The 26,610-nt window shown below is 43.5% G+C and carries 13 protein-coding genes; 2 read left to right on the forward strand and 11 right to left on the reverse strand.

Annotation, left to right across the window (positions count from 1 at the left end):
• Positions 1-524 precede the first annotated feature (524 nt).
• From QQL36_RS02565 to QQL36_RS02580, 4 genes are all read right to left on the reverse strand, one after another.
• Positions 525-2,630: a GH92 family glycosyl hydrolase gene (locus QQL36_RS02565; protein ID WP_321568794.1), complete on the reverse strand. Its 2,106-nt coding sequence runs from the start codon at positions 2,628-2,630 to the stop codon at positions 525-527.
• Positions 2,631-2,783: 153 nt separating this feature from the next.
• Positions 2,784-3,704, reverse strand: coding sequence for an endonuclease/exonuclease/phosphatase family protein (locus QQL36_RS02570; protein WP_083720341.1), 921 nt, complete (start codon positions 3,702-3,704; stop codon positions 2,784-2,786).
• 25 nt (positions 3,705-3,729) lie between these two features.
• Positions 3,730-5,553 carry a RagB/SusD family nutrient uptake outer membrane protein gene (locus tag QQL36_RS02575; protein ID WP_321568795.1) on the reverse strand — a complete coding sequence of 608 codons (1,824 nt, stop codon included), beginning with the start codon at positions 5,551-5,553 and terminating at the stop codon, positions 3,730-3,732.
• An 18-nt stretch (positions 5,554-5,571) separates the two neighbouring features.
• Positions 5,572-8,781 (reverse strand): TonB-dependent receptor, encoded by a 3,210-nt coding sequence (locus QQL36_RS02580; protein WP_321568796.1) that lies wholly within the window; start codon positions 8,779-8,781, stop codon positions 5,572-5,574.
• Positions 8,782-9,006: 225 nt separating this feature from the next.
• Here QQL36_RS02580 and QQL36_RS02585 point away from each other — a divergent pair, with 225 nt between their 5' ends.
• Both QQL36_RS02585 and dinB read left to right on the forward strand, forming a co-directional pair.
• Positions 9,007-11,562, forward strand: coding sequence for a hypothetical protein (locus tag QQL36_RS02585; protein WP_321568797.1), 2,556 nt, complete (start codon positions 9,007-9,009; stop codon positions 11,560-11,562).
• A gap of 29 nt (positions 11,563-11,591) precedes the next feature.
• Positions 11,592-12,695: a DNA polymerase IV gene (gene dinB / locus QQL36_RS02590; protein WP_321568798.1), complete on the forward strand. Its 1,104-nt coding sequence runs from the start codon at positions 11,592-11,594 to the stop codon at positions 12,693-12,695.
• Between the two features lie 124 nt (positions 12,696-12,819).
• Here dinB and QQL36_RS02595 read toward each other — a convergent pair whose 3' ends face one another.
• The 7 genes from QQL36_RS02595 to QQL36_RS02625 form a co-directional block, all read right to left on the reverse strand.
• Positions 12,820-14,451, reverse strand: coding sequence for a RagB/SusD family nutrient uptake outer membrane protein (locus QQL36_RS02595; RefSeq protein ID WP_321568799.1), 1,632 nt, complete (start codon positions 14,449-14,451; stop codon positions 12,820-12,822).
• Positions 14,452-14,476: 25 nt separating this feature from the next.
• Positions 14,477-17,449, reverse strand: coding sequence for a TonB-dependent receptor (locus tag QQL36_RS02600; RefSeq protein ID WP_321568800.1), 2,973 nt, complete (start codon positions 17,447-17,449; stop codon positions 14,477-14,479).
• Between the two features lie 644 nt (positions 17,450-18,093).
• Positions 18,094-18,603 (reverse strand): DinB family protein, encoded by a 510-nt coding sequence (locus QQL36_RS02605; protein WP_321568801.1) that lies wholly within the window; start codon positions 18,601-18,603, stop codon positions 18,094-18,096.
• Between the two features lie 177 nt (positions 18,604-18,780).
• Positions 18,781-19,809, reverse strand: coding sequence for a sialidase family protein (locus tag QQL36_RS02610; RefSeq protein ID WP_321568802.1), 1,029 nt, complete (start codon positions 19,807-19,809; stop codon positions 18,781-18,783).
• A 79-nt stretch (positions 19,810-19,888) separates the two neighbouring features.
• Entirely contained in the window at positions 19,889-21,526 is a 1,638-nt protein-coding gene (locus tag QQL36_RS02615; protein WP_321568803.1) for a SusD/RagB family nutrient-binding outer membrane lipoprotein, read from the reverse strand.
• Positions 21,527-21,558: 32 nt separating this feature from the next.
• Positions 21,559-25,185: a SusC/RagA family TonB-linked outer membrane protein gene (locus QQL36_RS02620; protein WP_083720209.1), complete on the reverse strand. Its 3,627-nt coding sequence runs from the start codon at positions 25,183-25,185 to the stop codon at positions 21,559-21,561.
• 294 nt (positions 25,186-25,479) lie between these two features.
• On the reverse strand, positions 25,480-26,541 hold the full coding sequence (locus tag QQL36_RS02625) for a FecR family protein (RefSeq protein WP_179090950.1): 1,062 nt from the start codon (positions 26,539-26,541) through the stop codon (positions 25,480-25,482).
• Between the last annotated feature and the right edge of the window lie 69 nt (positions 26,542-26,610).

The raw sequence follows: 26,610 nt of genomic DNA on the forward strand, positions 1-26,610 counted from the left end.
TTTAGCAGTCGAAAATCTTACGGCCATTAAGATCTCTTTTGAGGGAACCTTTTTTTCTACCAGCAACGGTCTGATGGAATACAACATTTCGTTATTGGCAATCTCTAACTTCTTAATGTAGTCAGTCTTGCCATGTCGGGAAAAGAAATGTCGTGTCATTAAAAAAACAATCAAGGAAGCTAAAATTCCAAAGACTGCTACGTAGACAGTGCTATCTTGTAAGTGTATCATAGGTAAACTAAAAATGAGCGTATAAATACATTCAAAATATACGCAATGTATGGGGGATTAGTTTGATAAAACCTGAGCAACAAACGAGATTTATATTGTGATTTTTATTATTACGTAACAAGTACCTGGGTATCAACATGATTCCAGAAGGATAGTATTTTTTTACTTTCTGGCGCCTGAGTACTGGTACTTAAAAACTACAGGGAAGTTCCACCCCCCTTCGGTGAAACCTCCCTGTAGGACATGGCCCGACGGGCAGCCTGGAAATGCAAGCTGAAATTTAGAAATGTAAGCTAGAAATGCGGTTTATCCCCCATCTCTAATTCCAATACTCCACCAGCCATCAACTCCTCATGGGTGAAAAACAAATCCTTCCGCTCATTCCCATTCATCTTCACCCCCTGTACATATTTGTTCACCACTGAACAATTATGTGCCACCATTGTAAAATCCTTCCCGTTCTCCAAATGCACCACCACTTTACTAAATACAGGACTACCTATCGTATACACAGGCTCACCCGCCGTGACAGGATAAAAACCCATCGATGAAAACACCACAAATGCACTCATTCCACCCCCATCTTCATCTCCCGGTATCCCAAACTCATTGTCTTTGAACCATATATCCAGCAATGACCGTATCATCCTTTGCGTTTTCCACCCCTTTCCTATATAATTATATAAGTAAGGAATATGAAATCCCGGCTCATTCCCCATCGAAAACTGCCCTACCAACCCCGTCGCATCCGGAAACTTCGCCCAGAACTGGTATCGCTGTCTGCCCAGATCAGCATGAAACAATGTATCCAGCCTTCGCTCAAATCCCTGCTTCCCTCCCATCATCTCAATCAATGCAGGAATATTAAATGCTACCTGCCACTGATACGTCCAACCATTATTCTCATCATAATAATCCCTGCCCCCAGATCCTCCATCCCATCCCGGATCTATATCTATCCACTCACCCTGTTCATCCTTCGGCATGAAAAATCCTTTCTCCCCATTCCACAAATTCAAATAAGCCCTTGACCGCACATTAAAAAACGCCGCATCATCGGCATGCTTCAATTCTTTCGCCAGTTCACCCAATGCCCAGTCGTCATAACTATGCCCTAACGTTACCGCCACTGCCTGTCTTTTTTCAAATGTATCTACAGCTGCCACTGTTTCCTTCGCACCCGGCTTTAATGCCGGATAATAACCATGCTGCGCATAAAATATATCCAACGGCGTTAGCCCTCCATTTCTCCACGGCAACATCGTCGCCTGCAATGCATTTTTCTTCATCCCCTCATATGCTTTCTCCATATCCGGAATATGCAACCCTTTTCTATATGCATCCAAAAACACTATCGTAGAATGAAACCCATTCATACATGGATGATCCCCATATACTCTCGGAAACGTAGGCATCCACCCACCCTGCTCATACATCCGTACATAAGATGCTAACATATCTTCTTCCTGGTGCGGATGCAATATCATTCTCAATGGATGCATCGCCTGGTAAGTATCCCACGTTGCATCATCCACATAAAATGGCCGCACATCTGCATGCACCTGTTTATCAAAACCACTGTAATAAGCACCTTCTTCACTGATATTCACCATGCGCTCATGACACCTGTACAACGCTGTAAAAAACGATCGCCGCTGTGCTGCTGTACCACCTTCTACACTGATCTGATTCATCACACGGTGCCATGCTGCCTCCGCCGTTTTTTTGATTTCATTAAATCCTTTCCCGGCCAACTCCTGTTCAAAGCTCACTTTCGCAGCAGCTACACTGATATAAGAAATGGCATATCGCAATGACACAATACTATCTTTAAAAGTTAAAGAAGCATCATAAGGCGTGTCAAACTGCCCATATAAATACACTTTTGTATCACCATGATATAAACTCGTTCCCATAATCTCTCCATTGCCATTCAGTACCCAGTTATCTACAGGCGATAACAATACGCGATGCACAGCATGTGCAGGATACGTAAACCTGTACATACCGCATTTTCGACCGGGTGCATATTCTACCTGTATCTGATCTTCGACCAGCCAGTTACGATAATACCATGGATGAATCTCTTCCTGCTCATGATCATACAGCTGTTTCCTTTCCCATCCCGTACTATCTGTCACAGGTTTTATACAAAATACTTCTCCTGCATTATGCCCTACTACCTGTAAGGGAAATGCTGTGATCTGATCATCGGTATAATCCTTTCGGATAGGATACACCCTGATCATCTGGTTAGGTCGATGCAATTGTGGTTTAGTAGTTTGTAATAACGGCGAGATATTACCAATCGTTGGGTCTATATATTGTTCATTTCCTGCAGGCGCTGCCGGGCGGCAACAACACAGCAGTAATAGTGGAATAAGTACAGCAGGTCGCACAAAATTTTTATTGATTTAATAAGACAAAAAAAAAAGGGTAACTAAAAAATTAATAAACCTCCTCAGAATTGCTTAAAGGACTGGCACCCGAATAAAATGAGGCCGTATCTTATTGTTGATACGGCCTCTGGGTTTCCGCAGGATAGTATAAAATTATTTTAAGCTAATTACCGCCATTACAGGAAAGTGATCTGATGGCTCTCTCGCAGTATACTTCTCCAAACCCACTTCTTTCGGGAAGTTGCCGGAATCAGTCTTTGATGCATCTGCATCTTTACTGCGATAAGTATCTGTCAGAATACCATACTTCTGCACTTTGAACTGTTTGGTCAGGAAGATGTGATCGATACGGCTGTCAGTCTTACTATTAGGTTTGAAAGCATTGAACGTACCATTCAGCGCATAGCGTAAAGCAGTGGTTTCATATGCATCTTTCAGTAAGCCTGAAGTATTGATCAGCTGATAAGATTCACTGTTTTGATCTACGTTGAAATCACCTGTCAGGATAGTCGGTGTATTACCCGCCATTGTCTTAATCTTCGACATCACCAGCTTTGCACTCTCTGCTCTCGCTACTACACCAATGTGATCCATGTGCAGGTTGAAGAAGAAGAAAGTAAAACCGGTTTTGATTTCCCTGAATTTACCCCATGAGCAAATTCTTGGCAACACAGCATCCCATCCTTTGTTAGGCTTGTCTGTCACTGTAGACATCCAGAAATCTCCCTTTTCCAGCAGTTTAAATTTCGCGGTATTATAGAAGATAGCAGAATGTTCTCCTTTATCTTTTCCATCATCACGACCTACACCGATGTAAGCATAACCGGGCAAACTGTCTTTGATATTTTCCAGCTGATCTTTCAGACACTCCTGTGTACCGAAGATATCAAACCCATGAAAACGAATCAACGACGTGATCACCGGATACCGTTGTTGCCATCCATCGCCGCGCTCTACATCACCATTATCACGGTTGTTGTTGCGCATGTTGTAAGTGCCTACCGTAAATTGCTGTGCCATCACAGCGGTGGTCATTACGGCAAAGCCAACCATCATTAAGAACCATTTTTTCATCTGCATCTATTTTATGAAATAATAATTACAAATTCTCCCATCCTACATTCTGCACCAGCTTGGTGTTCAGCTGCAGTTCTGTGTATGGTAATGGGTACAGGTAGCGGAAGTCTGCCCAGGTGACTCTGGAAATGTTATCCAGCCACTTGATCTCTCCATACGTACCATGAGATAACTGTGTAGGATTCGTTACCCCGTTCACGGTAGGCGCTACGCTAATGTAGGTCACACCACTCACCTGTGTAGCAGGCAATGTCTGGTAGAAACATACATCGTTCACCCCATCCCCGTTCAGGTCCATTGGCACATCCAGCGCTGGTACATACATACCATTCCATTGCTGTACCAGCAGTTCACCATCATTCCATCTTACCAGGTCATAGAAACGGAAACCTTCCAGCACCAGCTCTATACCACGCTCTCTTCTGATCTCCAGGATAGAAGGATCGGTAGGATCACCACCTTTGTTAAAATAGTTAGTAACTAAATACTGATCTGCCACGGTTGGTTTTGTAGCAATACCACTGGTAATACCAGCTCTCGCTCTCAGCGCACCTACTGTACCTGCCCAATCGGCATCAGTCAGTGTACCAAGTTCAGCTTTGGCTTCCGCATAGTTCAACAGTATTTCTGCATAACGCATGATACAAATGGAATTCGTATTGTTGGACCCTCCGTCATAATAGGTATCATCCAGACACCATTTTTTAGGCATATACCCGGTGTAAGTATAAGAAAATACCGGCGGAGCAGCAACAGTTTTTCCATTATCGGTACGGGTGTAACTTCCCATGCGAATAGTCTGTGACAAACGCAGGTCTCTGTTCTTCGTTTCTTCTACAAATGGTTTGGTTTCATAACCGCTCACACTGGTGAAAGGCGTTCCATCAATGTTCAGGTAAGTGTTGATAAACTTACGTGTTAAACTCAGGCGCACACCATATGTAGCACTGGTGTAATACCAGTTTGCATCGTTGAAGACAGCCAGGGTGCTGCTGGCTACGTTAGACAACATTACTTCTGTCGTAACAGGCGATGCACTGATGAACAGCTGACGGTAAGATCCACTGGTGCCTCCTGCCTGGTTCAGGCTAAAACCACCCTGATCCATCACTACCTTAGCCGCATCTGCCGCTGCCTGTAATAAAGCCGGCGCATCTGCTGTCAGCCCCAGGGAAGTATGGTATTTTCTGAAAGTACCTTCAAAAAGACATACACGTGATTTCAATGCATATGCTGTATACTTCGTGATCTGGCTGGCTGTTGCATCAGTATTCAGCGAGATATGCGCGGCTGCATAATCCAGGTCAGCAATGATAGAATCCATCACCAGTTTACGGCTGTCGCGTGCTGCATACAGTGAACTGTCTGCAATACCCAATGGGGTACCGATCCAGGGCACATCACCATAACGTTTTACTTTATCAAAGTAGAACCAGGCACGGAAAAAACGTGCCAGACCACTATAGTTTTCACGAATCGTCTGCCCTACTGCAGGGTTGGTATTGTTCGCGAGGAAATAGTTGATGTTACGCAGCTTGGTCCATTTCCAGTTGTCAATTTCTGCCTGTACACGGGAGTTGTAAGCACCGTCACGAAGAAAATCAGGAACGGCATTCACCGCACTGTAATCGGCCATCGCATCGCCTCTGAACACATCGCCCATAGCAGGCAGTACATCGTAAAATGAGTTGGCGTATAATTTCAGACCGGCTTCGTTTCCGAAGATCGCATCTCTGTCTGCAGTGGATACAGGACGCTGTTCCAGTTCTTTCGAACAGCTGCCTGCCAGTACCCACAACACCAGCGCCATCGAGGTCCATTTCAACCGGGTAATATATTGTTGCATGTTGCTTTTTTTAATTTTTTACAGGGTAATGTTTAAACCTAATGTGAAGCTCTTCAGAATCGGATAGTTGTTACCGTTACCCGCGTTGTCTGTAGGATTCGGGTTGGTGATCATGTCGGAACGACCAATGCTTTCTACATCCAGATCTTTGGTAACCTTGTACAGCGGAGACCAGGAGAACAGGTTCTCTGCTGACAGGTATATTTTTGCACTCTGCAGTTTTGCTCTTGACACAAGTGTCTTTGGCAGACTATAACCCACCTGTATATTCTTCATACGCAGGTATCTTACATTCTGCAGGTACTTCGTCTGCTTAGCATACAGTTCACCTGAACCATTCTGTGCTACATAACCACGATAGCGTGGGAAGTAAGTATTTGGATTCTCTGCTGACCAGATCTTGCCTACCTGTGATTTAGGCATGTAGTTGTAAGGTCTGTTGTACTGACCCCAGAATACATCGTTCTCGTTACCAGGCCACCAGTCTTGTTTTCCTACACCCTGGAAGAATACTCCAAAGAAGAAATTGTTCCAGTCTGCATTCACACTTACACCATAAGTATAGCGTGGAGTAGAGTTACCAATCACTTTCATATCACCAGGATTACCTTTAGTGTTTGTACCATTGTTGATCACACCATCCCCATTCAGGTCTTTGAATTTGATATCACCCGGTAGCCACTGACCACTGGTTGATGCTTTGAACAGCGCCTGTGTGGTGGCAGCCTTACCTACATTGTCCGCAGTCCAGTAACCGTCGTTTTCATAACCCCAGATCTCACCATACTTCTGACCAGCGTAGTAGTCAGTCAGCTTATTGTTAGTGTTATTGTATTTAGTGATCGTTGCAGAATAGTCAGCGAGATTAGCTGTAACTGAATAGTGAAGTGGTTTCTCTGCTACATTGAATTGATCTCTCCAGGTCAGGGAAATTTCCCATCCTTTCGTTTTCAGGTCAGCATAGTTACCTTTTGGAACATCTGTACCGAATACAGCAGGCAGTGTCTGCCCTACGGTAAACATGTCGGTCGTTACACGGGTATACATATCACCGCTGAAGGTCAGGTGATCATTCAGTGCAGACAAATCCAGACCAATGTTGCGGGTGGTAGATGTTTCCCATGTCAGCCCATTCGGAATCACAGAAGGCTGACCGGTTTGCTGAGGTCGTACGCCATTGATGACACGACCACTCTGTGTGATTGCGAATTTTTCCTGGAATGCATAAGAGTTGATGTTACCATTACCCAGTGAGCCCCATGAACCACGCACTTTCAGGTCCGAGATCGCTTTCGCAGGTACTTTCCAGAATGCTTCTTTAGACACTCTCCAACCACCGGATACAGATGGGAAGAATGCATAACGCTGGTTGGCAGGGAACTTGGAACTACCATCGTAACGACCATTTACCTCTAACAGGTAACGCTCTTTGAAGGCATAGTTCAAACGGAAGAACTCACCCTGGATCGCCCATTTCTCATAACCACCGGCAGTAGAGATATTGCTACCCAGTGCCAGGTTCATATCATTTGCATCGCTATAGATCAGACCATTCCTGGTGAGGGAGAAACCGCTACCGGTAGACTGTTCATAGTTGAAACCCGCCATTGCCTTGAAGTAATGGTTAGTACCGATGTTAGTTTCGTACTCTGCATACAGGTTGGTAGCGAGGTATTTGGTAGATGAATCGGAATTCATCAGGTCATTATAGCCAGTACCTACATAAGCAGTTACACCAGGTGCAGCGCTGTAAGGAACCTGTACTCGTCTTCTCTTCTGATCGTCAGTGATGTTCTGCCAGGTTATGTTACCGATGATGCGCAGTTTGTTTTTATATACATTGGCAGTAAAACCAGTGGTATTTCTGAACATCTGGCGATACAGGTTGATGCCGTTCTTACCATAATAGAAGTCACCTACTGTATAAGCAGCTGAATAGGTCAGGGTACCATCCGGGTTCAGCAGCATGGAAGTAGGGTGTGCCTCATCCGCCATGTTTCTGAAGATACCGCCTCCTTCACCTACGTTCAGTGGGTTGTGGTAAGAGCGGTTGGCATATTCTGTATTATTATATATCTGCAACCATGGGGTCAGTTGGATTGTACCCTTGGCACGCATGTTATACATTTTGTAATCGTCAGAATTAAAACGGAAGAGACCGTCCTGACCATAATAACGACCGGTAATATAATAAGAAGCCTTACCGCTGCTACCAGAAACAGAGAGATTCTGGTCCATTGCGGCAGTGTGGTTCTTATATAATAAATCATACCAGTCAGTATTACCATAATATACATAGTTACCATTCCCGTCCAGCTCTGTTTTAGACAGGGCAGGATTGTCGTTATGTTCTTTCAACGCTGCCAGGTAAGCGGCAGAGAACTTCTGGGTTTTGTTGATATTCTGAGGAGTCTGTGCATAATCGTTCCATGCAGACCATGCATCGCTGAAGCCAGTTGCATATTGGTATCCGTTAGATACCATATCAGGTACAGTAGTAGGTTTTTTGCTGGAATAGTTGGAAGAGTAGGTCACGGTCACCTTATCTTTAGAAGGTGTTTTGGTGGTGATAAGCACAACCCCGAAGGCAGCTCTTGCACCATATACCGCTGCGGAAGATGCATCTTTCAGCACACTGATGCTGGCTACATCAGATGGGTTCAGCATGCTTGGGTCGCCTTCCACCCCATCGATCAGTACCAGTGCATTACCACCCTGGCCTATAGAGGTTGTACCACGGATATTGTAAGTTGGCGACTGGATAGGTTTACCATCGCCCATAGTCAGGTTCAGGTTAGGGATTACACCTTGCAGCCCCTGGCTGAGGTTTGGAATAGGACGGTTTTCCAGCACCTTGCCAGTTACCTGTGTTACAGCACCTGTCAGGTTTACTTTTTTCTGTGTACCATATCCCACTACAACTACGTCATTGAGGGAAGATACATTACTTTTCATCGCTACACGAACATCACCCTGTGCAGGTACCTGTACGGTGTCGGACAAAAAGCCGATTGAACTGATCACCAAAGTAGGATTTTCTGTTGCATTCAGACTGAATTGACCTTTCTCGTCAGTACCAGCTCCGATAGCAGTGCCCAGTACTTTTACTGTTGCACCAATAATCGGTTGCCCGCTTTCGTCAGTCACCCGGCCTTTCACGATACGCGACTGTGCATATGTGTTCAGCACGCAACATGTAAATAGAAGGATGCATAACCATCTTTTCATGAGGAGTATTTTTTTTGTACTGCAAAAGAAGAATTCAGAGGTGAACAGGGCGGTTAATTAGAGATTAACGCGGGTATTAATCAATAAAAAATTATGATTCTCCGGATTAATTAATTATTTTCAGTTAACGCATCGGGATATTTAAAGTTAACTTAACGTTCCTTTTGCGTTTAATAGACAACCAAAAAGTAATTTGCCACGTTATTTAAAAAAGCCAATCGGAGTATGCCAGGGCTTACCTCTTCTGATGTAGTAAAGAACCATCTATTTATTACTACTATTCTGTTGTTACTGTTCGCATTATTTCCATGTGGAATACGTGCGCAGAACGTTTATGGGCTTGAGTTTGCAGGTAAAAAAATTGCACAGGAGTTACGCACTTCATTGAATCTTTTTCCAGACGAACCGCTTACTGTAAAGGACGATTGTGACCTATCATTTGATCTCTCATTTGCACCGGGATATGATTCTTATTTCGGCTACATTTTTAGAATCACAAATGAACTGGGACAAAATACAGACCTTATATATAGTAACCAGACGCAGTCTATAAATCTCGTATCCGGCGATGAATACACAGGTATTCTTTTCAAATTCCCACCATCAGAAGTGGCAGGAAAATGGTACCACCTGCAGTTTTCATTCAACCAGGCTACGCGTATTACGACATTAAAAATTAACGGCCAACTGGCGGGAAGCACGACTATGCCTGCTCCTTTAGGAAACCAGTTACGCATCTTCTTTGGTGCAAACCATTATAAACAATGCAATACATTTGACCTCCCTACTATGCGACTGCGCGACGTACAGATTGCACAGTCCGGCAAAACCCAATACCACTGGCCATTACGACAGCATGATGGAGAACAGGAGTTTGATCTGATCTGTCATAGCAAAGCAGTGATCGAACATCCTATCTGGCTTGCAAAAGCATATAGTGAATGGAATACACGGCAAACAATTACTGTAAATGGTAACGCAGGCGTAACATTCGATAAAGAAAATGGTATATTATATATAACAGGTAGTGATTCCCTCTATCAGTTCACCTGTAATGGAAATAAACTCAGTGTAGTACCACTGGCGCAATCCAGAATATTGCCAGCTGGCAATGTGACAGAATTTGATACGAAGCGGCATCAACTCCTGAATTACTTTGTAGATGACCAACAAGTAGCCCGGTATGATAATACACAACATACATGGAGCAAACCTGTTGAAGGAAATAAAGTAACAGGATTCTGGCAGCACAATCATTTTTATTCACCCTACGATAGCAGCTTATACGTATTTGGTGGTTATGGACATTATCACTACACAGCCGAAGTACAAAAGTATAGCACCGCAGATGATCAGTGGAAAACAGTCGCTGCAAAGGGCGATAAATTTGCACCAAGATATATGGCAGCACTGGGCGCTACTGAAAATGGCGATTCGGCTTATATACTCGGTGGACACGGCAGTGCTACAGGCGATCAGCTGTTGAACCCTGAAAATTTTTACGACCTTTTACTATTCGATGTAAAGAACCATACCTTCAAAAAGATCTATGCGCTGGATAAACCAGATGTGCCCATGGCCTTTGGGAATACGATGGTGATAGATACAAAAGAACGTGCCTATTATGCACTGTCTTATGCGAATGACAGGATGGAGTCCGCGTTACAATTAATTAAAGGCTCTCTGGATAAACCTGAATATGAGAAACTGGGCAATGAATTGCCTTACCAGTTTTATGATATTAAATCCAGCGCAGCCTTATATTATTATGCAAAAGGACAGGAATTAATCGCCGTCAGCTTATACAATCCAGAGAATAACGTTACCACAATAAAGATTCACACAATACTTTTTCCACCTGCATTATTGATGCCTGACAAAGGTGTGGGAGAAAAGAATTATCAATACCTGTTATGGGGGCTGGTAGTATTAAGCAGTTTATTAACCGGGTTATTACTGAGAAGAAAGAAACGAGAACAAACCGCACCCCTGATCACTATTTATCATTTACCGGAGCCTCCCCAAAAAGCCCCGCTATTCAGGGTGATTGAACTCCCTGCACCTGTTGAAAATAAAAACGCATCGATTTATTTATTCGGACATTTCACCATCATTGATAAAGAAGGGAATGATATCAGCAAATTATTCAGTCCACTGGTGAAAGAATTGTTCTTATTAATATTCCTCCATTCCTCATTCGGCAGAAAAGGTATTTCTTCCGAAAAGATTAATGAAATACTCTGGACAGGGCGATCAGTAAAAGATGCAAAGAATAACCGGTCCGTGAATATGGTGAAGCTGAAAAACATACTTGAGAAACTTGGCGACTATAGTTTAGCGAAGGAAAACGGGAAATGGAAATTAACATTTGAGGAAGGTGTATATGTGGATATCCGGCATTGCCACCAGTTAATGGAAGAGCACCATATCGCACAACTGGTGCAGGTATGTGGCAGAGGAGGCTTACTGATGGAGACAGATTATAGCTGGCTGGATAAATTTAAATCGGACCTGAGTACAGAACTGCTTAATATTTTTACCAGGTACCTGGATGAGCATGCAGAACAGTTACACCCGGAAGAGATCATACAGACCTGCGACACTATGCTGCATTTTGATTCCCTCTGTGAAGAGGCGGTGATGTACAAATGCAGGGCGCTGGTAGCTATGCACCAGCATGCGACAGCGAGGAGCTTGTTCCGGACTTTCAAAAACGAATATGAGCAGTTATATGGGGAGCCATTTGAAAAAGATTATATGGCGGTGATGGTAAATGATTAATGTATCTTTGCACTTTACAGACAGGTGCCATGGAACAGGAAGCAAATAAAAAAAGAAAGATCATTCATATCGATATGGATGCTTTCTATGCTTCCGTAGAGCAGCGGGATCATCCTGAATACCGCGGCAAACCTGTTATCGTAGGAGGCTCCCCCAATAGCCGCGGGGTAGTTGCCACAGCCTCTTACGAAGCCCGTAAATTCGGCGTCCGTTCTGCCATGTCTTCGAGAAGAGCGGTACAACTTTGTCCGGAAGGGATTTTTGTTTATCCAAGATTTGATGTGTATAAAGAAGTGTCCAGGCATATCCGGGAAATTTTCAGCCGGTATACAGACCTGATAGAACCTTTGTCATTAGATGAGGCCTATCTGGATGTGAGTGTGGATAAACAGGGGATTGGGTCAGCGATTGAGATTGCCAGACTCATCAAACAGGCTATTAAAGATGAGCTGCACCTCACAGCATCCGCCGGCGTATCTATCAATAAATTCGTGGCTAAGATTGCATCAGACATGAATAAACCGGATGGCTTAACTTTTATCGGACCTTCACAGATCAATAACTTCATGGAACAATTACCTGTTGAAAAGTTTCATGGAGTAGGGAAAGTGACAGCAGAGAAAATGAAGAAAATGGGATTGCATACCGGTGCAGATCTGAAACGATTATCAGAGAATGAAATCAAGCAGTATTTCGGAAAACCGGGAGCGTTTTATTTCAGGATTGTAAGAGGGATCGATGAAAGAGAAGTACAACCACACAGAGAAACGAAATCAGCAGGCGCAGAAGACACTTTTCCGGTCGATTTAACAGAGGTGGAAGAGATGAACAGGGAGTTGGAAAGAATCGGAACACTGGTCACTACGCGGCTTAAAAGGCACAATTTAAAAGGGCGTACCATTACGCTAAAAGTAAAGTACAGCGATTTTAAGCAAATAACCCGTAATCAGTCATTGTCATTTGCAACAGACGATCTTGAGATTATTGTAAGAACAGCACAACAACTATTAGCAGCAGTAGATCACGAGGACAAACCAATTCGCCTGTTAGGCATCTCTCTTTCAAACTTCGGAGAAATAATACATATCAATGGAAATAGCAGCAATAGCACGCAGCTATCATTATTCGATTAAAAAACCAACCTTCTGTTTTTTACCTCCGGCAAAAAACAGAAGGTTGGTTACCCTCCAAATTAAAAAGGTTTTGCCTCTGGCAAAACCTTTTTAATTTGACTATTAAATTTAGATACCGATCTGATTAGTTCGGATATCCATCATTCTGTTTCAGATTCGCATTCAACTGCAACTGCGTCCTTGGAATCGGGAACAACTCTCTGTAACTATCAGAAGCCACGTGATCCCACCATGTACCTGTCGTATACTTACCAAAACGAATCAGCTCCTGCCTTCTATACCCTTCAAAAACAAACTCCCGGCCCAATTCAGCCAGCAATTCATCTAATGTGAGTGTAGCAACAGTATACTGATGCGCAGGCCAATCCGCCGCACTATAAGCACGTTGTTTAATCGTATTCACCAGATCAACTGCCTCCTGTGTAGCCACCCCACCATTCTTACGCATAATCGCCTCGGCCTTCACTAAATATATCCATGACAAACGATATACCGCCCAGTCACAACTACGATAACTTGGATCACTCAATGGACCGAGCCTGTATTTGTTAAAACGCACGCCACTGTTCTCTTCACCCTGTGTCATATCTGAAACAGTGCTACCCTGTGCATTCTTCCGGATGTTATCCACAAATACCAGCTGCTGACCATCATACTCATTACCACCACTACAAATCACCGGATCAGTACCATTAGATCCATATTTCCACTGTGGGCCTGCAAGTATCCACTCGCTCTTACGCTTATCAGCATCATCAAATGTAGTATACACACCAGGTATCATTACTACCCCATCATTCCCATTGATCGGGTTACCATTGATCTGGCTCTGGTTAAAGTGATAGAAATCACCAGGCCACTGTGGTGCAAAGTTTGAAACGATATAATCGTAAGCAATAGAGAAGATAATTTCTTTTGACAGATCGTTAGCTGGTTTATAAGTATCTGTCAGATTCGTATCCAGTGCCAGTGCACCGTTCATACCACCAGCAGTATTATTTATGAGCGCATCGCAGGCTGCAATACAATCATCCCAGCGTGCAGTACCATACCACTTTTCAGCATTCAGGTACAATTCAGCCAGCATGGCATAACCACCTGCTCTGGACATACGACCCAGCAATGCTTTTGACAGCACAGGGCTCTTATCAAGATTGTCTTTGATCTCCTGCTCGATGAAAGAAAAAACCTCCGCACGAGGCTTTGTTTCAGGACTGACAGGATCACCCACTTTAGTCACGATTGGAATATTGCCATAAATATCCATCAGACGCAGATAGTGGAAAGCACGTAGCAAACGCAGCTCACCAGTAAAACCATCTTTCTCTTCCTGTGTAAGCCCCATTGAACTTGCATCACGACCATCGATATTACCAATGGCGTCATTACAGAAACCCAGACCTGTCCACAACAGGTTCCAGCAGTTCAGTACTGTAGATTCATCCACTGTCCAGGTATGGTAGTGCAGACGGATCCACTGACCATTATCGTAACCATGACGACCTTTCTGTGGCCATGCCAGCTGATCGGCAGAGAGCTCGCTCAAACGCCACCAGCCACTCTGGCCAGGGGTGATCCATGCATTCGCGTGTGTGTAGGGTCTGAGTACGGCAGACACTACTTCGTTCTTGTTATTATAGAAGTTGTTAGTGAGCAGTGTATCGTATGCTTTTTCATCCAGGTTAGTACAGCTGTTTGCCAGTACCGGAAGTAAAGCTAAACTTGTATATACAGCTATCTTTTTAAATCGTTTCATTCGACAAGTTTTAAATGGGTACATGTTAGAATCCTACATTCAATCCAAACATAAAGCCGCGGGTGCCCATATATGGAGTACGGCTATCTGAAGCATTCAGGGCATCAACGCCTGGTGTCAGACCTGTATCTCTTACGTAGTCAGGATCGTTACCTGTATACTTCGTGATAATAAAGAGGTTAGATGCAGTCAGGTACAATCTCAGGCTCTGGATCGTCTTTTTGCTCTTGAATGGAACAGTATAACCCAGGGTTAACTCATCCAGTTTCATGAAATTACCTTTCTCTATGTAATAGTCAGAATACTGATAACCGCCAGTGATCTTACCATTCTTGGTAAATGCTGTTTTCAGCACATTGCTGGGCAATGAAGCTTTTGAACCGTAGAACATTTCCATGGTGTTCAGGATATTGTAACCAAACTTGCCTCGCAGGAACGCTCTCAGATCAAAGTTCTTGTACTTGAAAGTGTTGGTGATACCCAGGTATACTTTAGGCACCGCATTCCCAATCACAGCAAAGTCTTTTTCACTATCCAGCTGGTCAGCAGAAGCTTTGGTACCATCTGCTTTGTAGAACAGCCAGTCACCGGAATCAGTCAGACCAGCAAAACGCTTACCGTAGAAGTTACCGATACGGTCACCTTCGTAAGTACGGATCGCATTACCCAGCGCACCATAACCACCAATATCAGCATAAGACTGGTATTTGATTGTATACAGTTCATTAGAATAACGGTCCAGTATATTTTTCGAATTGCTGAATGCTAAGTCTACTGTCCAGGAGAAATCCTTTGTTCTGACAGGTACGCCACTAAGGGTGATTTCCACACCTTTGGAAGATACCTGGCCTACGTTTGCATAGATGCTACTGGTCACAAAAGGAGGAAGCTGGGTCGTTACGTTTTCCAGCAGATCTTTGGTGATACGTTTGTACACATCGATCGCACCGGAGAGGCGGCCTTTGAAGAAACTGAAGTCAACACCTACGTTGTATTCAGATTTCCTTTCCCATTTCAGATCCGGGTTAGGATTTTTGTTAGGACCATAAGTCTGGCGCCATACCCCATCCGGATTCAGATAGTTACCACCGGTACCTAGTGTCACCAGTGAGCTGTAGTTGTTGATACCAGAGTTACCGGTTACACCATAACCAGCTCTCAGTTTCAGGTCGTCCAGGAAAGTAGCACCCTGCATGAAAGGTTCATCACGCATGTTCCAACCCAAAGACAACGCCGGGAAATTACCCCATTTGTTGTTCGCACCGAAACGGGAAGAACCTTCATGACGCAGAATCACGCTGGCCATGTATTTATCTTTGTAGTTATAGTTCACTCTACCAAAGAATGCGATGAGCTTATTATCATTTTTATAGCTGCTCATGCTTGCTTTACCAGTCAGGAGCTGGTTACCCGCACCCAGATTATTTTCCTCGAAGATGTCATTTACGAAGCCGTAGTTACTGGCATCAAAATATTGTTCTACTTCATAACGGTAGCTATAACCACCAATAGCGGTGAAGTTATGGTCCTTGTTAACAGTGATATTATATTCCAGTGTGGGTTCTACAGCATATTTAAGGTTCAGGAAAGAAGACTGCCATGCATAGCCGGAGGAATCATAGTTTTCAACAGACAGCTCAGATAGCAGGTCCGCATAACCACCTTCAGAATAGCTATCGCGGGTTACAGAACCAAAAATGGATGCTTTCAGCCCCTTCACGATATCGAGGGATACCTTCGCATCGCCTGAAGTAGTTTGCTGCTGGCGAATGTCAGTTTGCTGGTGCAATCTGGCCAGTTCGTTGGTACTGGTTTGCTCAAAATACCAGGAGCCATCAGGGTTGTATGGAGAATAAGTAGGGTTAAAAGTATAATACCCCTGCAGGTTACCACCATCTGTCAGCAGGTTCGATTTATTGAAGTTGGTAGCGAGGTTGAACTGGGAAGTCAACCGATCATTCAAACCTTTGGAGGTGATGCTCAGACGACCACCATATTGCTGACGTTCATTTTCCTTCAGGATACCTTCCTGATTCAGGTAATACACACTTGCACGATAGTTGGACTGTTCACCACCACCAGAAAATGCCAGGTTATGGTTTTGCGTTAAGTTGTCGTGATTTACCAGCAGGTCTACGAAATCAGTTCTGTAACCTTTGTCAATAGCATTGATTTCACCATCAGCAATCTTCGCTGCATATTCATCAGCAGTGAGGAATTTAGGAATACGTGATTTGAATTCTTTGCGGAAGTAGTTGTTGTAAGTCACGCGGGCAGGGCCTTTCACACCTTTCTTGGTAGTCACGATGATTACACCACCATTCGCCTGTGTACCATAGATTGCAGCAGCAGAACCATCTTTCAGTACAGAGATAGATGCGATATCATCTTGTTGCAGCAGATCCAGGTTACCACCGGGAATACCATCGACTACGATCAGTGGCGACATACTACCGGTTAACGAAGTTACACCGCGCAACTGGATAGCAGGACTGGTATTGGGGTTAGAACCACCAGTCCGGGTGATCTGCAGACCAGCTACTTTACCTTGTACAAGGTCCAGCGCATTGCGGGCACCACTCTGACGGAAGTCAGTCGGTTCAATGGAAGTAATAGCCGAAGTAACTTCCTGCTTCTTCTGCGTACCGTAACCCACTACTACCACGTCTTTGAGCGAAGTAACATCCGCAGCTAAACTAATATTGACAGTATTGGAAGCTCCTAACGGAAATTCTTCCGTTTTGTAACCTACAAAAGTAAATACAAGGGTAATGGTACCACTGGGAACATTTAGGGAATAAGAACCGTCAACCTTGGTCTGGGTGCCGATTGTAGCACCCTTTACCTGTACGGTCACACCGGGTAAGGGACTGTGTCCGCTTGCATCCAAAACCTTACCGGAAATGGTGCGGGACTGGGAAAATGCGAGCATAGAAAGGAATAACATCCATATACTATGCAGGCATATCCGAGAAAGAAAAACGAGTCTTCTCTTCATATACTTTGATTTTGGTATTAAGCAGAATTATTAAGCGTATCCTTTTAAAGTTGGCACATACTTCCCCCGCTCGCAGCAACTTGTTTTTGCAGCGATAGCAATTGATTATTTTAAAAATGACAATACGTTCACCGTGCGATGAAAAAAAGCTTTTCAGCGCATGCAGTTACAATCAGAATGACACACGAATGTCGCTTGTGCACTGCTGGAATTGGCAGTGGATAATGCTTTTGGTTTAGTTCAACAACTCAAAAACAATAGTCACTTTGCACTACGGTCTTTCAATCCACACATAATTTTTTGAAAAATAAACTGGCAGGTATTACGCAGATTCAATCATCATCTCCATTTTAGATTTTAGTTCGGTTAAAATGACTGATTAAAAACAATGTAACTCCAGGTTCAATAACGTCGATTATACAATGCTGTCTACTAATTTTGTCTGTTACCAGCGACTCTCTCAATGCTACATCAGTTCTCGTTTCAGAGTTTTCGATTTAGCTACCGGTAGTAAAAATAGAGAAGTTTTTCACAATCCAAAACTGATAAGCCGGGTTTTAAATTGTGTTAACAATGTTTAAAATTCATTAACAATTAGATGCTTAGCGATGAAGCACACTTTTTTCATAATACAACCATCGCCGTTAGGAATGATATTTTAATACTTTTATAGTAACGAGTAACTGGCCGGTATGGCGCATGGTGTGTTCTGCGGAGTGAAATAATAAACCACCGAGTGTAGTGGGAATTTGTTTTCTACCGATGCCGCGGGGTACAGCAAGGGCATATTCTTCAGTGGATTGTAGCTTGGCGAGACTAATGGTGATTTGCGCGTCGAGGGCTGCGAGTAATGAATGAATCGTAATATGTGGTTGCTTTTTGCCTTCGGCAGCGAGTGCGGTGAGTTGGTCTTCGGTCAGGGATTTGGATTCGGCATAAGTAAAAAGGCGGTCAAGTACGCCGCTGATGTGTTGGAGGTGGAAGGCGACAGAAGCGCAATCGAAGGGGGTATTCCAGATTTTGGATTCAGGGAAGTCTTTGAGGTGAGCATGGATTTCTTCCTGGGCCTGCAGGAGGGCGTGGGCAATGGGTTGGAGGAGGGTGGGGATGCCTGCAATGGGGCCGCGCATCCATACTTCTAGTTGCTGACTCATGAGTTGATTCTGTTTTACCTGAACAAGTATACAAAAAATAACCAGATGGATTTTGCCTGAGATTTCATGAATTATCCTGGCTTTGTGATTTTGCCTCCGGCAAAATCACAAAGCCAGAAACGAACCTTTTAAGTTTTGCCTTCGGCAAAACTTAAAAGGTTCGTTCATTTAAACTACTCAAAGCTTTATCACCACATGCTTTATATTCTTCCTATCATACGTATAACTAATATGTATCTCCCCATTCTTCCCCTCTATCACCGCCGGATAACTAAACTCCCCCTTCTCATGCTTCTCCAGCTCATACACATCTTCCCAATGCTCCCCATCCTTCGACACGCCTACCCTCAACTCATTCCTCCCATCAGACCAATCCTTCCCACTCACCGCCGGATTATAAATCAACACATGCACCCCACTCTTCGTCGTCACCGCATCAATCCCACTATTCGGATTCAACATATCCTGTTTCCTCAACTTTGACCATGTCATCCCATTATCTGCAGACCAACTCTCCACAATCGCATTCTGCCTGCTCCTACACAGCATTTGCAGCTTATTTCCGGGATGAAAAAGAATTGTAGGCTGTATCACGCCAAACGTATCACAATCTATATTTACCCGCTTCCAGTTCTTTCCATACACATCTGAAAATTCCACATGCACATTCCACACCTTCTCATCCAGACTCTCCGTACTGGAAGGATGCAACAACAACCCATTAGCCAACAACACCGGTTTATTCCTGATCGGCCCTAAAATACTATCCGGCAGTGGCACCGCCTTAGACCAGGTCTTCCCATTATTCTTAGAAGTCTTCATTAATCCCCACCATTCGCGTGGATTAGGTCCTACTTTATAAAACAGCAGCAATTCTCCTTTCTTATTCGTATACAACACCGGGTTCCAGGCCGGATACCGGGTAGTATCATTCACGACCCCATCTGCCACCACCACTGGTGCTGACCATTTTCCACCGGAATATATAGCAGTATAAATACATACATCCTTCGCACTCTCCCGGCTCCCGCCAAACCACGACATCATTAGCCTGCCATCTGCCAGTTCTGTCATTGTAGAAGCATGGGCAGCGGGCACCGGCGGTTTATCCATCACCATTTCCGCTCTTACCAGTGTAGCCTTGTGCTGTGCCATCAAAGGCAATAACCCACTCAATAATAAACATGACAATAATCCTTTCTTCATATCATTTATTTAAAAACAGGAAGGCCACAAAGATAAAAATCCTTGTGGCCTTCCACCATCTAAATTATAAGTATGTTTATTAGTTTACATCCCAGAAAATTTTTGCGGTTCTGGTATCATTTGCCTGAACATCTGCATAACTTGTATTATATGCCTTCTCACTCGCAGGATAAGTAAACCTGTTTGGAGGAGTAGGATATATAGAAGAAGTTGATTGCCAGATGGTGATCTGTGGATATTTGGTTCTACGATATTCAGCCCATGCCTGTCCACACTGTGTAAATCCAAATGCCAGCCATTTCTGTGTCCAGATCTTACCCAGTTTTTCCTGTGAAGTACCTGAATAAGCAATCGCTGTTTTAGCCATGAATACATCTACCTCAGCAGTAGAAGGCTGTGTTACAGATTCATACTGGGTAGTATTGGTTGAGTGCAGGTAATATTGGAACGCAATGGATTGACGTATCGCCAATTCATAACTCGCTGCCGCAGTACCGCCAGTCAGACCCCAACGTTCGAAAGCTTCAGCTTTCAGGAAGTTGGTCTCAGCAGCACTCATCATAACACCTGGCAGGTGAGAGTTGAAACGGTATGTAGTGGAGTCAATGGTGGAGTAGTTGTTAATACTGTCACCCTGCATCGTTGAAGTCCACTGTTGTGACATGGCTTTGTAAGTTGCATTCGGAACAAATACGCTATTTACAGTAGCCCCAAATTTATCAAACATCAGTGGAATACGTGGGTCATCCACAGGCAACATCACCGTATTCAGCATATAGTCCGGCGCTGCCTGCGCACTGATTTCGGTAAAGGCACTATTCAGATTGTTCGTATAGGTCGTCAACTGGAATAACAACATATCCGTGTTGTAAGGACTATAGGTATCACCTACCCCATCCCCATCCATCAATGGATACTGCAATGGGCTGGATAAAATTTCCTGGATCTCAGTCTTCGCTCTTGCCTCATCATAATAAGACTGACGCAGGAGATAACGGAGACGCAGGGAGTTAATATAACGACGCCATTTAGACAGGCTACCGTGACCCACATAATCCTGGTTAGCGAAAGCGGATGCAGCAACAGTATTGAGCGTAGCAGCTGCAAACCAGTCTGCCATTTCTTTCAACTGAGTTAATACGGTATCGTATACTGCAATCTGTGAATCGAATTTAGGATTGGAGATCGTAGCAGTAGCATCCAGGCTACCTGCCTCAGAGTAAGGAATATCTCCGAACATATCTACCATCTGTGCTGCCTGATCCAACAGCAATACCCTTCCTGCCATCATAAACACCTCCATGTTAGGGCGTTCATCTACAGGCAATTCCTTGTACAGCCGCTGCATAGTGCGGTATTGTGCCATTGGCCCACTACCACTACCTGCATCATTCGCATTGCTACCCTGGTTATTAGGTGTATAGAAATCATTCCAGCGATCCTCAATATAGTCATCGTTCTGGGAATAGGTTGTCAGCTCATTTAAAAACGCGGTCATCTGACAATACTTACCCATCTGGTTAAGCTGTAAAGTACGAAGGTCCCAGTACATAGGCCGAATGCGGTTATTATCCAGGATAGAGGAAAATAACTTCTCAATAGTAGGATCAGTCGTTTTATCGGGATTTGTATAATAGTCTTCAAGTTGCTTCTTACAACCAGTCATCCCAATGGCCAGTGTAATAATACAACTTATATGTAAAAAGTATTTCTTCATGATCATGTCTGTTTGTTAGGTCTTCAGAATAGTTAGAAACTTGCATTTAAACTAAAACCAATACTACGTGTAGCACCGGTAGAGCCTTCATCAACACCCTGGTTTAACCAGCTTTGACCTACAGGAGCCTCAGGGTCAATGTTCTTCAGCGTTCTGTAGAAGTAAAACAGGTTTCTACCGATCAAAGACAAACGAATATTCTGCATGTGTAATTTCTGAGCAGTACCTCTTGACAAGGCGTAACTCAATGACACTTCTCTGAATTTAATATAATTGTTCTTGATCACTGCCGGACCGTTATAACCATTTGCTGAAGCGTCAAATACAGTCAGGTAATAGTTAGCTGCTTCTACTATCATATCGTTATCTGAACCATCGGATTCCTTCTTACCAGGCAGTATTATACCATCATGGTATACTTTACCATATGGAGAAACCGCATTGTGGCTCGCCAGTCTGGTAGCTACACCCTGTTCGTTCACATAGTATGGAAGACCACCATTTGCTTCATCTCTATATTTCATGGTAGACTTGAACATACCAGCATTGGTGCCATATTTCTGTGGCATGGACAAAATCTCACCACCAAAACGGTAGTCGATGGTGATATCAAGTGTCAGCGCTTTGTAGCTGAAGGTATTAGACCAACCACCCACTACTTTAGGAAGAATATTACCGGCTTTTTCATATTTTGACTTGTCTACATAGTAGAAACCACTAGAGTTCACAAGCTTATTACCCTTCTCGTCTTTTGCGTAAGGATACATATAGATGTTACCGATAGTCTGCCCTTTTTCTGCTACGATTTCCACGGAGTTGGCATCACCACCCTTAAATACGATCTGGTTTACACCTTCAGACAGGCTCACCACCTTAGAGTTGTTGAATGCAAAGTTAATGCGGGTGTTCCAGCTTAATTTTGGACGTTTCAGCGGGGTTGCATTGAAAGCGATTTCAAGACCTTTACTATTCAATTCACCGACGTTGGTAATACGTGTCAATGCACCATTGGATACCGGTGTAGACAAACGCATCAGCAGGTCTTTAACTTTACTGTTATAAACAGAGATGTCTATACCAATTCTGCTTTGCAGCATTTTGGTTTCGAGACCAAACTCCATTTCAGTTTTCTTTTCAGACTTCAGGTTCGCATTACCATATGCATTTTGTGCAGTCAGTACAGGCACAGAACCGGTAGTAGTAGCAATCGGTTTCTGAGTATATACGATATTTGATTCATATGGAGGAGGCGCATTACCAACCATACCATAAGATGCACGCAGCTTACCATAGTTTAACCATTTGGGCATTTCAAAAGCCTCTGAGAAGATGAATGAAGAGTTCGCAGAAGGGTAGAAATAATGGTTATTAGCAATAGGCAGCGTAGAAGAATATTCCTGACGGGCAGTACCTTCCAGGAACACAAAGTTTTTATAACTTAAGTTCATGATACCCAGGTAAGCGTATTTCAATAGCTTACTACGTGCCTCGGAAGTAGTCTGTGCATTGTAAGAGTTATTCAAAGAGAACCAGTTAGCAGTTACCAGACCACCACTGGTATTGGAAGACTGATCTGTAAAGCTCTCCTGACGGCTCTGGAAACCACCGCTGACGCTATAACCAAATACTTTATTCTGGTCATTTGCATAGGTGGCTAAGAAGTCCGTATATACAATAGAATAACGGTTTTTGGTAACAGAATATTTACCGGTACTGCTGGTCGTATTGAAAGAGATAGGATATTCGTTATATTCTTTGGCTTCTGTATTGATGCTGGTAAAGTCATTACCAACCCTGGTACGGAGTTTCAACCCCTTTGCCAGATCGATATTAAGTGTTATGCTGGACAATAAACGATCCTGATTTTCCACTTCATTATTCCTCAACTGGTACCAAAGGAAGTTCAGCAATTCAGGACGGATGTTGAACACCAATGCTTCATCCGGGTTTAATTGAGTATTATTATAAGGCACCCATTTGTAACCTTTGGACGTTTTGTACTTATCGAATACAACAGCCATATCTTCAGAACGGCCGAAGAAACCATCAAAGGAGTTGAAGAGGCGGTTCATCAGACGGGCTCTGTTTGTCACAGTCGTATTCACATAACCACCTACCACATCTAAGCTTACTTTACTATGCAGCTTGATAGTACTGTTCAGGTTGAAGGTATTTTTACCCTGGTTGGTACCGATCTGGATACCTTTATAATCACCGCGTGTATAACTGAAACGATAATTTGCTTTTTCGTTCATATTCGAAAGGGATACATTCAAATTTGAATTGTATCCCTTCTGAAACATTTGTTTATAGTTGTTTGGCTGAGGTGAATAGGGATGCATAGAACCATCCCACCATGGCACCATCTCACCAGTCATTTTAGGACCGAACTGGCCATATGCCCTGAAGAAAGGTCGGACCACTCCATTAGTACCATAAGGTACCCAACCATCTTCATTCGCACCCAACGAAACGTTGCTCGCTCTGTCATAACCAGGACCGTAAGTGTTCTGGTACTGAGGCGCATTTGCAATTGTTTCTCTTGTAGTATTGAAGTTTACATCAACACCAAGCCCTCTGCCTTTCTGGCCTTTCTTGGTAGTGATTACAACCACACCACTTGACGCATCAGAACCATATAAGGCTGTCGCACTCGCGCCTTTCAATACGGTCAGATTTTCGATGTCAGTAGGGTTAATATCCAGGATACCATTACCACGGATACGTGGGTCATCCCAATAACCACCAGAGTTACCACCTACACCACCGGATTCGTTATTATTTCTGATCTGCACACCATCCACCACATACAGCGGCTGAGTACTATAGTTCAGTGAGTTTACACCACGAATCTGAACGTTAACGGCACTGGTAGCACCACCTGGCGCTGTGGTGATTTTCACACCCGCCGCCTTACCATATAAGGCGGAAGCGAAGTTGGTGTTACCAGATGCGTTAATTTGTTCGGAAGTAATAGTAGAAACTGAGTAACCAAGCGCTTTTTCTTCTCTCTTGATACCCAGTGCCGTTACTACAAATTCGTTGATCATCTTATCTGCAGGTTGCAACGTGATAGTCAACGCAGTCTTTCCGTTCACAGGAACTTCCTGTGTTTTGAAACCTACGTAAGATACCACCAGGATTGCATCGTCAGGTACACTTAATGTAAAACCACCATTTTCATCTGTAGCTACCCCATCCGAAGTTCCTTTGATTTTCACTGAAGCACCAATCAAAGCTTCACCTGTCTGATCCAGTACCTTACCGGTGATCTTCACAGTTGTGATTCTCTCACCCATAGGCACAATCACAATCAGGTTGTTAGCCAGCTCCTGATAGGTATATCCTGATTTGTCCAGGATCATATCCATCACGGTGGAGATTTGTGCATCTTTCACAGATATATCCACTTTGCTTTTGTTAGGGATATTTCTGTTGCTGAACATAAAGCGGTAATCGCTCTGGTGTTCGATAATAGAAAGTACCTCCTTAAATTCAACAGAGCGGAGGTTCAGTGTAATCGTTTTTGAGGAAAGAACATTTGCAACTACATGCAGATTCAGGAAAAGGATGAACCCTAACGTTAGTTGTAAAATCAGCAATGGCCTTAAAAGCCCGTAAGGGATCTTGACGCCCTTAGGGCGTACATAAAAACTCATAACTTAGATGTTAAAGGTGATAAAAGTGTTAAAACGGCAGTACTCGTGCGAAAAGGCCCGCAGTTTTATTGGAATAAGTCATCTTTCAGCGGGGTTTATTTAAATGATCCCCGCATTTATTCAGTAGTAATCGCTTTCTTTTCCCATAGACAAAATTTTAGTTGTTATTACTTTGCTTTTGGTGAAATGAAAGGGCGATTCCATAGGTATTACACATCATAGGCATCGGCATAGGGTCCTCATCTCACCTTTCACTACTTATGAAAGGAATTTCTTGATTTACCTGGTTCTTCTTTAATATATTACGATCGTTGAATCTTCAATCTTATAGTTGAAGTTCTCTGTCAGGTGCAATGCATTCAATGCTTCTGCAATTGTCTCCCCTTCTAAAACACCTGTAAACCGCAACTGTCTGTAGCCAACCCGGTTGAAATGGATACTGATATTGTAATAGCGTTCCATTCTCTTGGCCAGCGTACCAAAGTCTTCGTCCTGGAATACCAATTTGTTCTGTAACCAGCTGGTTTCCATCACTACCGATGAATCTTTTCTGTCATTCAGGTAAGTCATGGATGTTACGCTAGGTACATTTGGTACTAAATCTTTTATGCTGACAGCTTTCCTCCTTGTAGAGTCAAAGTTGGTCAGCACCAGTTTCTGAGAAGGTTTCAATATTATTTTCTCAGATGGATTGTCAGTCACGGTAACCTCTATCGCCCCTGTAATCAGCGTAGCTTCAGAAGAAGCTTCGTCTGGATAAGATTTTACGTTGAAAGCAGTACCCAGTACCTTGATATCCATTTTGGAAGTATGGATGATAAAAGGTTTTTGTGGATCTGCATGTACGTCAAAGAATGCCTCCCCTGTCAGGTATACTTCCCTGTTTTTAGTCGCAAAGTCTTCGCTATATTCAAGTTTACTGTCCGCATTGAGTGTCACTCTTGTACCATCTTCCATTATAAAAGTGGATTTCTGCCCTTTGGCAGTCACTTTTTGCATCATGGAGCCGCGCTGATATATATAATAAAAGCCGCCAGCTGTAATAAGGAGTGCCAGTGATGCTGCAGCTGCTACCCAGCGCATACGGCCTGTATTTTGTACAGGCTTCATCAGCGGCGCCATGACCGGCGTACCTGCTTCTTTTTCCAACTCATTTATCTTCGTCTGCACATTTTCAAAAAGCCTGCGCCCGTCTATATAATCAGTTTGATTCTGAGCCCAGTAGGTACGGAACATGTCATACTGCTTTGCTGAAGCAGTATCCTCATGCATGATATGTTGTAGTTCCTGGCCTTCTTGAGGTGTGATGTCACCAACCAGGTCCTTTATAACCATTTCAAAAAAACGATCGCTCATTGTCCGTTGGAATAACCCTTTGTATATAGGACAATTTTTTAATGGTAATATGCGTACAAGCTTTAAAAA

Source organism: Chitinophaga sp. LS1 (assembly GCF_034274695.1).
Taxonomy (GTDB): Bacteria; Bacteroidota; Bacteroidia; order Chitinophagales; family Chitinophagaceae; genus Chitinophaga.

Bases quoted from the DNA above. Each gene is read 5' to 3' on its own strand.
- QQL36_RS02570 (WP_083720341.1), bottom strand. From the start codon at position 3,704: ATGAAAAAATGGTTCTTAATGATGGTTGGCTTTGCCGTAATGACCACC.
- QQL36_RS02580 (WP_321568796.1), bottom strand. From the start codon at position 8,781: ATGAAAAGATGGTTATGCATCCTTCTATTTACATGTTGCGTGCTGAAC.
- QQL36_RS02595 (WP_321568799.1), bottom strand. From the start codon at position 14,451: ATGAAACGATTTAAAAAGATAGCTGTATATACAAGTTTAGCTTTACTT.
- QQL36_RS02605 (WP_321568801.1), bottom strand. From the start codon at position 18,603: ATGAGTCAGCAACTAGAAGTATGGATGCGCGGCCCCATTGCAGGCATC.
- QQL36_RS02610 (WP_321568802.1), bottom strand. From the start codon at position 19,809: ATGAAGAAAGGATTATTGTCATGTTTATTATTGAGTGGGTTATTGCCT.
- QQL36_RS02575 (WP_321568795.1), bottom strand. From the start codon at position 5,553: ATGCAACAATATATTACCCGGTTGAAATGGACCTCGATGGCGCTGGTG.
- QQL36_RS02620 (WP_083720209.1), bottom strand. From the start codon at position 25,185: ATGAGTTTTTATGTACGCCCTAAGGGCGTCAAGATCCCTTACGGGCTT.
- QQL36_RS02615 (WP_321568803.1), bottom strand. From the start codon at position 21,526: ATGAAGAAATACTTTTTACATATAAGTTGTATTATTACACTGGCCATT.
- dinB (WP_321568798.1), top strand. From the start codon at position 11,592: ATGGAACAGGAAGCAAATAAAAAAAGAAAGATCATTCATATCGATATG.
- QQL36_RS02600 (WP_321568800.1), bottom strand. From the start codon at position 17,449: ATGAAGAGAAGACTCGTTTTTCTTTCTCGGATATGCCTGCATAGTATA.
- QQL36_RS02625 (WP_179090950.1), bottom strand. From the start codon at position 26,541: ATGAGCGATCGTTTTTTTGAAATGGTTATAAAGGACCTGGTTGGTGAC.
- QQL36_RS02585 (WP_321568797.1), top strand. From the start codon at position 9,007: ATGCCAGGGCTTACCTCTTCTGATGTAGTAAAGAACCATCTATTTATT.